This is a genomic window from Spirosoma litoris (genome assembly GCF_054776755.1).
Window position 1 is genome coordinate 585,608 of the sequence record NZ_BAAHBI010000010.1, and the last position, 13,765, is coordinate 599,372.

The 13,765-nt window shown below is 46.8% G+C and carries 11 protein-coding genes; 4 read left to right on the forward strand and 7 right to left on the reverse strand.

Annotated features, from left to right (window positions below; genetic code table 11):
- Positions 1–26: 26 nt before the first annotated feature.
- The 6 genes from ACYVGR_RS08880 to dprA all read right to left on the reverse strand — a co-directional run bounded on the left by ACYVGR_RS08880 (position 27) and on the right by dprA (position 8,301).
- Positions 27–437 (reverse strand): response regulator transcription factor, encoded by a 411-nt coding sequence (locus ACYVGR_RS08880; protein ID WP_460955630.1) that lies wholly within the window; start codon positions 435–437, stop codon positions 27–29.
- A 204-nt stretch (positions 438–641) separates the two neighbouring features.
- Entirely contained in the window at positions 642–1,763 is a 1,122-nt protein-coding gene (locus ACYVGR_RS08885; RefSeq protein WP_460955632.1) for a sensor histidine kinase, read from the reverse strand.
- The gene (locus ACYVGR_RS08890; RefSeq protein WP_460955634.1) at positions 1,760–2,353 is read right to left on the reverse strand and encodes a chemotaxis protein CheB; all 594 of its coding nucleotides are present in this window, start codon (positions 2,351–2,353) and stop codon (positions 1,760–1,762) included. Before ACYVGR_RS08890 ends, ACYVGR_RS08885 begins: the two co-directional genes overlap by 4 nt.
- The gene (locus tag ACYVGR_RS08895) at positions 2,350–3,177 is read right to left on the reverse strand and encodes a CheR family methyltransferase (protein ID WP_460955636.1); all 828 of its coding nucleotides are present in this window, start codon (positions 3,175–3,177) and stop codon (positions 2,350–2,352) included. The genes ACYVGR_RS08890 and ACYVGR_RS08895 overlap by 4 nt, the downstream gene beginning before the upstream one ends.
- A 4-nt stretch (positions 3,178–3,181) precedes the next feature.
- Positions 3,182–6,634, reverse strand: coding sequence for a hybrid sensor histidine kinase/response regulator (locus ACYVGR_RS08900; RefSeq protein WP_460955638.1), 3,453 nt, complete (start codon positions 6,632–6,634; stop codon positions 3,182–3,184).
- A gap of 542 nt (positions 6,635–7,176) precedes the next feature.
- A complete protein-coding gene (gene dprA / locus ACYVGR_RS08905) occupies positions 7,177–8,301 on the reverse strand; it encodes a DNA-processing protein DprA (protein ID WP_460955640.1) in 1,125 nt (374 codons plus the stop codon).
- Positions 8,302–8,585: 284 nt separating this feature from the next.
- On the opposite strand from dprA, the gene ACYVGR_RS08910 reads away from it, so the two are divergent.
- Entirely contained in the window at positions 8,586–9,464 is an 879-nt protein-coding gene (locus tag ACYVGR_RS08910; RefSeq protein WP_460955642.1) for an oxidoreductase, read from the forward strand.
- Positions 9,465–9,554: 90 nt separating this feature from the next.
- Positions 9,555–10,361, forward strand: a complete 807-nt coding sequence (locus ACYVGR_RS08915) for a helix-turn-helix domain-containing protein (RefSeq protein ID WP_460955644.1) — start codon at positions 9,555–9,557, stop codon at positions 10,359–10,361.
- Positions 10,362–10,378: 17 nt separating this feature from the next.
- Here ACYVGR_RS08915 and ACYVGR_RS08920 read toward each other — a convergent pair whose 3' ends face one another.
- A complete protein-coding gene (locus ACYVGR_RS08920; protein WP_460955646.1) occupies positions 10,379–10,738 on the reverse strand; it encodes a MerR family transcriptional regulator in 360 nt (119 codons plus the stop codon).
- A gap of 162 nt (positions 10,739–10,900) precedes the next feature.
- Here ACYVGR_RS08920 and alaS point away from each other — a divergent pair, with 162 nt between their 5' ends.
- Positions 10,901–13,558: an alanine--tRNA ligase gene (gene alaS, locus ACYVGR_RS08925; RefSeq protein WP_460955648.1), complete on the forward strand. Its 2,658-nt coding sequence runs from the start codon at positions 10,901–10,903 to the stop codon at positions 13,556–13,558.
- Positions 13,559–13,570: 12 nt separating this feature from the next.
- A complete protein-coding gene (locus ACYVGR_RS08930; RefSeq protein ID WP_460955650.1) occupies positions 13,571–13,765 on the forward strand; it encodes a hypothetical protein in 195 nt (64 codons plus the stop codon).

The window sequence follows — 13,765 nt, forward strand, 5'->3', positions numbered from 1 at the left end:
CAGTATCGGAATGCAATCGTAGTGTATTAATCAACATTAGGCTGCGTCACCCTACTCATTTCGACCCGGCGCAATACGGTCGATATCTTGGTTTTTACCTCCATTGGGTTAAAAGGCTTAATGATATAATCATCAGCTCCCATGTTCAGGCAGGCAATACGCGTATCGCTATCGGCAAACGTAGAGAGCATGATAATCGGCAGGCTCTTGAAGGTCGGGCTGGACCGGAGCATGGCTATCAGATTTTTGCCATCCATATGCGGCATTTGGATATCCGACAGAACGATGTCGACATGATTGCCTTCTTCTAACCAAGCCATTCCTTCCATGCCATTCTCTGTTGTGACGACTTCAAAGTCATCTTTTAGCGTTTGTCGCAGAACTTTACGGATAAATGAGTCATCTTCAATCACTAAAACAGTATATAAATTTTTCATAGGGAATGTAAGGTTGGTCTGTAAAAGTAATAAATAATCATTTGTTGGTCTTTAAAATTAACTATATGGTTATAAAAATCTAATAAAGTAAACAAATTTCGCCCATTAGCAACAGCTTTTTTTTTGAAACACGGGTAAATTAATTTTACGGTAGGCAGTCGCAGATTCAGCTGTCGAAATTCCGGAATAGCCACCTCCGATTGCTCACTTGTTCCACTCAAAATAAAAGGTGCTTCCTTCTTGTGGCGAAGAGCTAACCCACACTCGACCACCCTGTTCTTCGACCAGTAATTTCAGGATAGACAAGCCAACACCAGTACTGCTTTCGGCCGTTGCTGTAGCACTATTCGACGCTTTCTGGAACAGATTGAAAATAGTACTCTGTTCGTCTGAGGCAATGCCCCGGCCATTGTCTCGCACAAAAAACTCAACATGGTTTGTAAAATCACGGTAACCGATTTCAATCAGCCCTTCCGATTTATCATTGTACTTGATTCCATTGCTAATCAGATTTTGGAGTACCTGCTGGAGCTTTAATTTCCGGGTGTTCAGAACGGGTAATGGCCCATGAATCCGAATTTTAATATGTTTGGGCGGAAACAGGAGCCGGGCAATTTGTTCAACTAACTCCTGCACATCAACTTCTTCAATGGCCTGTTGGTCCATACTCTTGCGGGAGTAATCGAGCAGCGAATTGACCATGTTCGACATGTAGTACGACGCTTCCTTTGAGTGAGTTATGTAGTCGAGCAGTTCCTCCTGCTGAATGCCCGCAGGACTTTCGGCGGCCATTTCCAGTAGCGACATGGCGCCTATGATGCCCGTTAAAGGCGATTTAAGATCATGGGCCACCACGTACACAAATTTTTCCAGTTGCTTATTGATCCGCTCGATGTGTTGCAAGCTTTGTTTCAAGTCCTGCTGGGAGCGATACAGGCGCTCAAAAACATTCACTTTCGCCTTCGTTACGTTGATATCCAGCGGTTTTTGCAGGTAATCGACGGCTCCTTCATCGAAGCCTTTCATGACGTATTGCTCGTCTTTGCTGATAGCTGTCACGAAAATAATGGCGATGTCCTTTGTTTTGGGGTTCGCTTTCAGCAAGTGTGCTACCTCAAATCCGTCCATTTCAGGCATTTGTACATCCAGCATAATCAGGCCGATCGACTCATTTTTGAGGACCTTTCGTAAGGCATCGCCCCCCGAAGTGGCCTTCAAAAACCTGCGGTTATCGGTTGCCAGTATGGCTTCAAGCGCCAGTAAATTTTCTTCCCGGTCATCGACCAGTAAAATGGTAAATTCGTTTTCTGTATTATTGGAGATCATAAGCTCTGTATGGGTTGAAGTAGCGTTTGCAGATGTGCCTTGAGTTGGTCTGGCGATAAGACAAGCGCCAGTTGATTTTGTTCGATAGCGGCCAAAGGCATGGCCGGATACTCGGCTGAAGCAGGGTCCTGAATGATGCCGACTCCTCCGTGGGCCTGAATACACCCCAGCCCATCGGCTCCGTCGCGATTGGCACCACTGAGTAAAATGGCCGTTGCCCGATGAGTATATACACGGGCAACGCACTCAAAGGTGACATCGATAGATGGTCGACTGAAATGAACTGGTTCTGAGTAATCCAGGCTAAACGTTTCGTCGGCTTCAATCAGGAGATGGTAGTTCTGGGGCGCCAGATACACGTAGCCAGACCGAACGGGGTCTTTGTCATTGGGCTCGCATACACGAAGGCTTTCCTCGTCGCCCAGGAATAATTTATACAGTTCACTTGGCGTATTTTTTAATCGATGCACAACCAGAATGACGGTTCCCGTGAAAGGTTTCGGGAGTGATTGGAGCAGGTCGGCGATAACCGGAATGCTGCCAGCCGAACCGCCAATAACTACCAGACCGATATCGTTTGTTAGCCTCATTGCTTACGTCGGTAAATACGTGTCGGTAAACTGATTGTTTCAAATTGTGTTCGCACATCGGCCGTCTGAATCGACTCTTTCGTGCCAATAGCCAGGTAACCCAGGGGCGATAAACTGTCGTGGAATAGTTGAAATACCCGATTTTGTAAATGCCGGTCAAAATAGATCAGCACATTCCGGCAACAGATTAATTGGAATTCGTTAAACACCTGATCGACAGCCAGATTGTGCTGCGCTAGCACAATATTTGAGCGGTACTCTTTCCGAATAATAACGTGTTCATAGCGAGCTGTGTAGTACGACGAGAATGCGTTTTTACCACCCGCCTGCATGTAGTTATCGGTGTAGGCTTTCATCTGCTGCATGGGTATGATTCCCTGCCGGGCCTGGTCCAGATTGGCCGGATTCAGATCGGTCGCGTACAGTTTAGAGCGCTCTAGTAAGCCCGCTTCAGCGAGCAGAATGGCCATCGAGAAAACTTCTTCGCCAGTGGCGCAACCCGCATGCCAGATTTTAATGACAGGATAGCTCGCCAGTTTAGGGAGTACTTTCTCGCGCAAGTCCCGATAGAATGCCGGGTCTCGAAACATCTCCGTAACGTTAACCGTCAGCGATTGCAGAAACCAATCGAAAAATGATTTGTCATTGGTTAAGCTATATTTTAGGTCGTAGGTCGTTTGCAGACCCGCTTGTTGCATGCATCGAACGACCCGGCGCTCCAGCGAAGCCCGCGCGTAATTGCTGAAATCATACCCATATTGCTGATGAATCAGGTAGATGATTTTGGTCAGCTCTTCCGACGTTACAATTGGATGCTGATTCATAAACTTAGTGCGACAACCAGACACGCATCAGGGAGAACAACTGGCCTTTATCGACGGGTTTAGGAATATAGTCGGAGGCTCCGGCTTCAATAACTTTTTCCCGGTCGCCGGGCATGGCCTTAGCTGTGAGGGCGATAATGGGCAATTTGGTCATATTCAGGTCTTCCCGAATACGCCGGGTGGCCTCGTAACCATCCATTTCGGGCATCATAATATCCATCAGTACGATGTCGGTATCGGTATGCTGCTGAAGCATTTCCAGTGCTTCCCGACCATTGTCGGCCGTTAAAACGTTCATCTGGTTTTGTTCCAATAGCGTGCTGAGCGCGAAAATGTTGCGAATGTCATCATCGACCAGTAACACTTTCCGGCCTTCCAGATTCTGGCTGATCGGTTCTACTTTGGGCTGGGGGAGGGGCTTCTTCTTCTCTTCCTGAACCTTGTAAAGAAACAGTTCCAACTCATCCATAAGCCGGTCGATGGATTGAGATGACTCCCGAATAACGACATCCGATAACTTTTTGAGTTTAAGCTCATTAGCCGGGCTTAAATCTTCATCAATGTAAATAATAACCGGCATCGGATTCGACGCCAAGGCCGACTTTAACTGGCGAAGTTCCTTAATGCCATGCTTCAAATCGTGGCCCATATCGACAATCAGGCAGTCATAGGTTTGTTCGGTCACCTTCTGAACAACTTCTTCGTCCGTCAGTACATAATCGCATTCCAGTTCCAGATGCCGCTGTTCGATCACATGGCGGAGCGCGTCGTCTTTAAGGTAATTGCCCGATTGGACAAGCACCTTTTTTACTTTTCCGCTTAACTGGGTCCCGATTAATGTGAAAATCTGGTTTAAATCGTTGGCACTAACGGGCTTCTGAATGTAGGTCAGAGCGCCATCGCCAGGCAACCGAAGGTCGTTCATGCCCGATATGATATGTACCGGAATATGTTTCAGCGCTTCATCGTTCTTCAGTTCGTTCAGAATGGACCAGCCGTTTACGACGGGCAATTGCATATCCAGAATAATCGCGGCTGGTTTGTAGCTACGAGCGAATTTTAATCCTTCGTCGCCCTGGGTGGCAATAACTGTTTTGTAGTGCCGACTGCGGGCAAAATCGCGGACGATTCGAGCAAATGACAGATCATCTTCAATAATCAGCATCACCTGATCGTCTTTTTGAATCGTTTTCCGATCGTCAAACTCTTGAACATCAGCCGTTTTTTCGACGGCTTGAGCAGGCTTCGTTGCTGTTACAACAGGCTGATTGATAGTCGATGGCGCTGAAATCGGTAAATCGCTACCCGTTAACGGGAATATGAGCGTAAATGTGCTGCCTTTACCTACTTCGCTTTGAAGTTGGACCTCGCCGTGTAGCAGCCGAATCAGCTCTCGGGTGATAGAAAGCCCCAGACCAGTACCACCGTATTTACGACTGGTTGACCCATCGGCCTGCTGAAACGCATCAAAAATTAACTGTTGCCGGTCGTTTGGGATACCAATTCCCGTATCGGAAACCGAAAGAGCAAGGACCCGATCGGTCTGCCGTAAAGCCAGATTCGTTAAGGTAGTCGAAGGCTTTTCGACCCGCAGCGAGAGCGTTACGGAGCCATTTTTGGGTGTGAACTTAAAGGCGTTCGAGAGTAAATTTCGGACGGTTTGTTCAAGCCGCTGTTTATCGGTATGGATCAACGCAGGAACGGCTTCATCAACATGGGTATGGAACGTAACGCCTTTTTGATCGGCAACCACCGAGAACAATTGTCGTAAATCGTCGACAATACTGCTGACTGATGCTTGTTCGAGATGCAATTCTACTTTACCCGCTTCAATTTTCGATAAATCCAGGATATCATTAATAAGTTCGAGGAGATCGGCCCCGGATTTATGAATGACGTTAGCATAACCGATTTGCTTGTCGGTCAGGTTGTTCGATTTATTCTCCGCCAACAGCGAAGCCAGAATCAAGACACTATTTAGTGGCGTTCGCAACTCATGCGACATGTTGGCCAGAAACTCGGATTTGTATTTGCTGGCTTCTTCCAGCTCCCGCGCCTGACTGACGAGCGTTTGCCGGGTTAGTTCAATGGATCGGTTGCGTTCTTCTAACTCGGCATTGGTTTGGCGGAGCTCTTCTTCCTGCACGCGCAATTCTTCTTCCGACGCTTGTAAATTCTCGGCTTGCAGTGTTAGCTCCTCGTTGGTCTGCCTGAGTTCTTCCTGCTGGTTCTCCAGAATTGCCTTTTGCTGTTGCACCTGACGGAGTAATTGACTCATCTGTTGCCGGGCCTGAACCGTACTCAACGCAATGGCAATATCACTGGCAATATCTTTTAGCAACGATAGATTTCTGTCTGCCAGGGGTTGGAAATTAGCCAGTTCGATTACCCCCTTCAATTCGTTACCATACCATAAAGGCACACAGACGACCTGCCCCGGCGTAGATTGTCCTGTTCCTGATTGGATAGCCCAATAGGTAGCCGGAACATTATTAATTACCAAAATATCTCGACGTGTGGCTGCCTGCCCAACCAAACTTTCGCCGATGCGGTAAGATTGAGGAGCATTCGGAGATAAAGCTACCGATGCGGTCAATTGCAGATGCGGTTCCCCGTCTTGTTCCTGGCACAGATAAAACCCCGCAGCAGGTATATTCAGGTATTGGCTAAGGGTTTGGAGTGAATTCCTGGCAACCACCTTGGGGTCTTGCTGGTTTTGCATCGCTTCATTGAGCGCGGTTGTTCCCGTGAGTATCCAGTTTCGGTTGTCGCTATCCCGATTAAGCGCTTCTAATTCAGTTACGTTGGCATGAAGCTGGGCGGCTACTAAGCGATGGCGTTTGAACTCCTGCGCGTAGAAGTAGGTAAGCACTAAGGCTACCGCAAACAGAATTACGGTTGCCGCAACGGCTCCTTTGGTAAGCGTTTTAATGAGCGCCTGCATCTTCTCTTCCCGCTGGTTTAATTCCCGTTGTGCTTCGCGAAGAATCTGCGTGAGTTGTTTATCACTACTCGTTAACTCGGCAGCCTCCAGCTTTTTTAATTGATTGGCATCAATAGCGTTCGTTGAGGCATTGACCGTGTGCTGGCTGCTTCGAATTTGGACCAGACGTTGCATGGTCTGCTCGAGCTGGAGCAGTCGCTGGGTTTGTTGTAAGTCGTTGGGTGTCGCCTTGAGTTCGGTAATTGTCTCTCTTGCCTGTTCCTGAGCCGTTGAATAAGCCAGCAGTAACGTCTGGCTCTGCGTATCTAAGAAAGAACGATGAGCTAATTCCGCATCATCGAGTAAGTTCTCAAGCGTTAGCAATTGCTGAATCTGTTTGTTTTTATCGCGAGCCCAGCGAGACTCCTGTTGCTGATCCTGAATAGTTTGGAAAAACAATACTCCGATCAGCGAACCGGACAGAGTAAGAAAAATACTACTCAGATGTAGCTTATTTACAAACGAAATGGTCATAAGACAAAGCGTCAGTCGGTATAGATCAGGGTGTAAACTAGCCTGATTTTAGGCAATAGCGTTTTATAGATAGGAGTTAATAACTGTACTAGATTGGCATGACTCGCGTCGAATCAAATCAAACCTAAAAGGCATTTCTATTAATTGTACCGGCAACCAGTTCAACGAAAAGCCCGTTCGCTACAGAAAGGCAGCGATTGAAATTCGAATAATTTCCTAATTGTCAATAGTTTATGCAGAATTGGGTAGAATTAACTAAATGGACTGGCGTTCTATTTATATATTTATGGGTAGTTATTTTGTAAATATATGGAATTTATGTTAATATAATATTGATTAATATTGCATTAAAGTAACTTTTAATGAATATACTAAACTAGTAGAAGTACTCAATGCTACTTAGGGAGCAAAGACCGGTATAGTTGGCAAAATAGAATCTATAAATATTTCCGAATGTATACTCAGTGTTTAGTAGGTGCAATAGAATTCCAAGAATCTATAGAATCTAAATTGTTCAAAATCGCCGATCAATCTTTGGTCCTTTATACATACACAAGAGCATATTTTTTACCTGGTAGTGAACGTACAAATCCTCTAAATTCCAGGCTGAGGAGTAAGGAGGCTAGTTTTCCCATATGCATCTGACTCTTCCAGCTTAACTCATCAATATGGATGTTCTCACATTGGCGGAGTAAGGCCAGAATCTGACTCTCTTCGTCAGTCAAGTCGAGCGGTAAGGCGGGTACTATCCTGTTACGTGAACTCTGCTCGTTGGTTTGTTTAGTCGATTGATCCCAATTTAGGCCTTCGATAATATCATTGGGACTGGTGTAAATCTGCGCTTTATTCTCTCGAATGAGTTTGTTACAACCTGCCGAAAAGGCTTGGTTTAATTGGCCTGGTACTGCAAATACCTCACGGTGGTAGTTATTGGCATACTCAGCTGTAATTAAGGCCCCGCCTTTAGCCGCAGCTTCTACGACCACCACTACATCGCTTAAACCAGCAATAATCCGATTTCGGGCCGGAAACAGATGGGCGTCTGGTTTGGTACCGGGTTGACTTTCGGTGAGTAAGCCACCTAATGGCTGCATGTCCTGCGCTGTTTTCTGATGCACGTTTGGGTAAATAACGTCTAACCCACTCGCCATGACACCAATTGTGGGCAGGCCATTGGCTAAACTGGAACGATGGGCTGCAATGTCGATCCCGTAGGCCAGACCACTGATGACATTTACGCCCAAAGGAGCGATCGCTTCAATGATTTCATTTGTAATGCGTCGGCCATAATCGGTAGCTTGTCGAGTACCAACGATACCAATTGTTCGGGACGTGTTCAGGTTGCCTTTGCCCTGAAAATAGAGTAAGGCTGGTGCATCATAAAGTGCTTTTAAACGACTTGGATACGTCTTTTCGGTATAGAATAAGGCAGTGGCGCTCATTTTTTCTAACCGATTCAGAATTCGTTCGGCTTCGGTCAGGACATCCGATTTCAGAATAGCTCGGGCCGTTACCTCGCCAATACCGGGCACTTTCAGTAATCTGCCTAGTGGTGAGCGGAGGACATCTGTTGCCGAGCCACAATAGCTAATCAGTTGCCGAATAAGAATGCTCCCTACGCCCGGTACAAGTGTGAGGGCAATTTGGTGTTGAGTATCGGTGGACACAGAATGAAGATCAGAGTAAGTTCTTTTACTAGACACTTTATTGGTGAATAGTCACTTGTATTGGTGCGTAAACTTCTTCTTTTTTTGAATAGGAACTTGTAGCGCGGGTGGAAACCCGCGTAGCCGAAGGCTAAGTTGAAGAGCAAAGAACAATTAACCTTCGGCTACGCGGGTTTCCCCCCACGCTACAAGCATGAGCGTTTTAACAAACGAACTTTGAGCGTTTCAACAAAGCAGGCCGGGTTAATTCGCCAGACCTTTGTCAAAAATAAAATTCAATGATAATGACAAAAGTTTGGTTTATTACCGGTAGTTCCAGAGGTCTGGGACGTAGTTTAACAGAAGCTGTTTTGGCGAAAGGCGATCAGGTTGCCGCAACGGCTCGCAACCTGGAGCAGCTAAAAGACCTCACCAAAACCTATCCAGATCAGATCTACCCCATTCAGTTAGATGTGACCGATAAAGTGCAGATTATCAAAGCAGTTGAGGCCGCTATAACGCATTTTGGCCGGATCGATGTATTGGTCAACAATGCTGGGTTTGGTATAATCGGAGCTGCTGAAGCCTTTACTGATGAGCAGGTGCGTAGCCAGTTGGAAACTAATCTCTACGCCCCCATCGAAATAACGAGGGTTGTGTTGCCCTATATGCGGAAACAGCGTTCGGGACGTATTTTGCAAATTAGTTCGGTGGGTGGTCGAGTTGGTAATGCGGGTTTAACGATGTATCAGGCCGCTAAATTTGGGTTAGGTGGTTTCAGTGAAGCGCTGGCCAAGGAAGTAGCGCCATTGGGTATTCGGGTAACCAGTGTAGAACCGGGTGGTTTTCGGACCGATTGGGCCGGAGCGTCTATGACCTATGCACCAGCCGTAGAAGGCTATGAAACGACTGTCGATCAACGGGCGGATTTCATTAAAGGAGGAAATTTTGTTCCGGTGGGTGATCCCGAAAAAGCGGCAAAAGTAATGGTGGACTTGGTTGAAAGTCCTGAGCCACCTGTTCATCTGGTTCTAGGCAGCGAAGCCATCGGTATTGTAAAACAGGCCGATGTTGCACGTCAGAATGAGTTGGAAAAATGGCTTCCAGTTAGTCTTTCCACCGATCACGACGAAGCTGTCAATTTTTTCGATACTACATTGGGTAAAACATTCGTTAAAGCATAATTTTTTTTGACAGGATTTACAGGATGAACAGGATGGCTAGAATCAATACAAACCGGTTAATCTTGTGAATCCTGTCAAAAAGAGAGTCTTATGATTACACGGGCAGAAACTAAGCGGGCGTCAAAAATCGTCTATTCCTGTTACTACACCCGCAGCAGGGAAGGGGAGCAGTTCATCTCGGAACATGTGTTTAGTTACCAGATTGCTGGTACACTCACCATGACGGACGGGCTGAAAGATTATGTATTTAAGGAAGGTGATTTTCGGTTTAGTCGTCGGAACCACCTCGTGAAATTCTTCAAACAGCCTCCCGAAAATGGTGAGTTTAAGTCGCTGTCCATTTATCTCGACCAGGAAACCTTGCGCAAATTCAGTATTGAATATGGCTATAAAGCCGAGGCTCATCAGGAAACCGATGCCATTCTGGAGCTAAAGCCGCATGCGTTGTACAAGAGCTTTATGGATTCGTTACTGCCTTATTTGCAGGAGAATCAAGCCGTAAATGAAAATCTACAGGCTATAAAATTGAAAGAAGCAATTTTAATCATCTTACAGGCAAACCCGGAATTAAGGCACATTTTATTTGATTTTTCGGAGCCGGGTAAGCTGGACCTGGAAAGCTTCATGAACAAAAACTTTCACTTCAACGTGGAATTAAAACGCTTTGCGTATTTGACGGGAAGAAGTCTGGCAACGTTCAAGCGAGATTTTGAAAAGATATTTCATGTATCGCCGAGTCGATGGCTACTCCAAAAAAGGCTACAGGAAGCCTATTATCTGATTAAAGAAAAAGGAAAGGCCCCGTCGGAGGTGTACCTGGAATTGGGCTTTGAAGACCTGTCCCATTTTTCATTTGCCTTTAAAAAAATGTACGGCTTAGCGCCTTCTAAAGTCTAGGAAGCTGGGTCAATTGCTTACTCCTCAGGCCCTTTGCTGGTTTCCTGAGATTTATCCAACGCTTCGCGTAACTCGACCATAAATGATTTTATTTTTTTCAATTTGGCGATGTAGCGGGCGTTTTCCTGACGCCGTTCCAGTTTGGCTTTTAAAAATTCGCGGGCACCGGGAAGCGTATATTTCTGGCGATCAATTAAATCCAGAATTTCGGTAAGGTGGTCAATGTCTTCCTGCGTGTACACCCGATCACCAGAGCGGTTTTTCTTAGGCTGAAGTGTAGGGAATTCCTTTTCGTAATAACGCAGTTTAGAGGCATTAATGCCGAACATATCGGCGACTTCCTTAATGCCATAATACAATTTACCAGAACCTTCCATGTCACAAACTTGCTGACGTTCGACTAAACCTGCAAGTTTTACCGTAATTTTGCTGAATTAACGTAGTGTTTCAAGTTCCATGTTTCAGCCGGGCTGCCGGTCCGGTTTCATGTTGACTGATAAAACCTGGAACTTGAAACTGTGAACCTGGAACTTACAATAATGACTTCCCACGAAATTCGTCGGCATTTTCTCGACTTCTTCCGCTCAAAACAACACCTGATTGTTGCTTCGGCTCCGCTTGTTGCCAAAAACGACCCCACCCTGATGTTCAATAACTCGGGCATGGCGCAGTTTAAAGATTTTTTCCTCGGCAACGGGACACCTCCAGCCAAGCGGGTTGCTGATACGCAGAAGTGTTTGCGGGTGTCGGGTAAGCATAACGATCTGGAAGATGTAGGGTTCGATACCTATCACCATACCATGTTCGAGATGCTCGGCAACTGGTCGTTTGGTGATTATTTCAAGAAAGAAGCCATTACCTGGGCGTGGGAGTTACTAACGGAAGTCTATAAACTGCCGAAAGATCGGTTGTACGTATCCGTATTTCAGGGCGACGATAAAGACAACGTTCCGTTCGATCAGGAAGCCTTCGATTTGTGGAAACCCATTGTTGGCGAAGACCGGATTATTTACGGCAATAAAAAAGACAACTTCTGGGAAATGGGCGATACCGGCCCTTGCGGCCCCTGTTCCGAAATTCACGTGGATTTGCGGTCGCCGGAAGAAATTGCCGAGAAACCTGGTAAAGAACTCGTCAACGCCGATCACCCGCAGGTTGTTGAAATCTGGAACCTCGTGTTCATGCAGTTCAACCGTAAAGCCGATGGTTCGCTGGAGCCGCTGCCTGCCCGCCATGTCGATACGGGTATGGGCTTCGAGCGGTTGTGCATGGCCATTCAGCAGAAAAAATCGAACTACGATACCGACGTTTTCTCGGGCACGATTCACGTAATCGAAGAACTATCGGGCCTGAAATACAGTGCCGGAACCGATATGGCCGATGTAGCGATGCGCGTTATTGCTGACCATATTCGGGCCGTATCGTTTGCTATTGCCGATGGCTTGGTTCCGTCTAATTCGAAAGCGGGTTATGTGATCCGACGGATTCTACGTCGGGCTATTCGGTATGGGTATTCGTACCTGAACCTGACCGAACCGTTCATGACTAAACTTGTACCTACGCTGGCCATGCAGTTTGCCGACGTATTCCCCGAACTGAACGCCCAGCGTGATTTCGTGGCAACAGTTATTCGGGAAGAAGAAATTGCATTCCTAAGGACACTGGGTACAGGGCTGGGCCGATTAGATCAGATCATTAGCGACCTGAGTGGCAAAGGCACCAAAGAAATTCCGGGCGAAACCGTATTCGAACTGAACGATACCTTTGGCTTCCCGGCTGACTTAACGGCGCTGATTGCCCGCGAGAAAGGCTTGAGTATCGACGAAGCTGGCTTCCAGAAAGCCCTTCAGGAGCAGAAAGCCCGTTCGCGGAAAGATGCAACGTCATCAGCTGGTGACTGGATCGAACTGGCCGAAACTGATAAAGTTGAATTCGTGGGTTACGACCAGCCTGAAGCCTATGCCCATGTGGTGAAGTACCGGAAGATTCAGAACAAACAGGGAACTCAGATTCAGGTTGTTCTGGATAAAACGCCGTTCTACGCTGAATCCGGCGGACAAATTGGCGATACGGGCGTACTTGAGTTGTTCAAAGGTTCGGACCAGATTGGTACGTTGACTGTGATAGATACCCGGAAAGAAAATGACCTGAGTATTCACATTGTTCAGGACGTAACCGGTATTGACGATCTACTGACCGAAGCTGATACGGTGTATGCCGTTATCAACAACGCTCGTCGGGGTTTGATTGCCAGCAACCACTCGGCTACGCACCTGTTGCATTCGGCTTTGCGCGAAGTGTTAGGCTCACACGTTGGCCAGAAAGGTTCGTACGTTGGTCCCGATGCCCTGCGCTTCGACTTCTCGCACTTTACTAAAGTAACCGATGAGCAGTTGGCCGAAGTGGAGCGTATCGTAAACGAGAAAATTCGTGAAGATATCAAGCTCGATGAGAAGCGAAATGTCCCTATCGCACAAGCCAAAGAATTAGGCGCAACGGCCCTGTTCGGTGAAAAATACGGTGATTTTGTGCGTGTTATCACGTTCGATCCTAGCTACTCTGTTGAGCTTTGTGGGGGTACACACGTGCCAGCAACGGGGCATATTGGCCTGTTCAAGTTCACGGGCGAAGGATCTGTATCGACGGGTATTCGTCGGGTTGAAGCCAAAACATCAGCGGGTGCCGAAGCCTTGATTAACGAACAGATGGCTGTGGTAAGCGAGTTGAAAGACTTACTGAAAGCGCCTAAAGATATTGTTAAAGCCGTTCAAGCGTTGCTTGATGAACGGACTGCCTTGCAGAAGCAGGTAGAAGCGTTGCAAAACGAGAAGGTTCAGCAACTGAAAAACCAACTGTTGGATAAAGTTGAAGTCGTAAATGGTCATTCGCGCCTGGTTGAGCGGGTCGACGTTCCGAATGCTGACGCCCTGAAACAACTGGCGTATGATCTGAAAGCGAAAGTAGATAACCTCGCTGTTGTTCTTGGCGCTGATATCAATGGCAAGCCACAACTAGCGGTGATGCTACCTGATTCACTGATTCAGGGTAAAAATCTGAATGCTGGTCAAGTAGTGAAAGAGCTGGCGAAAAATATCAAAGGCGGTGGCGGTGGCCAGCCATTTTTTGCTACGGCAGGCGGTTCCGATTCGTCGGGGCTGGATGCTGCGTTGGCACAAGGGAAGGCGTTATTGGGGTAAACTAGAACTGTTATGACAACCATCCAACTGACATTACCCGATCAACAAGTATCGGCTTTGCAATCGAAGGCTGAATCGGAAAACCTTACGATTGAAGAGCTGTTGAAGCAGACGATTGAGACAATTTTAGCTCAATCATCTGCAAAGGAGCGTGCAATGGATTATGTTCTGGCTAAGAATAAAGCCTTGTACGAACGACTAGCTTAA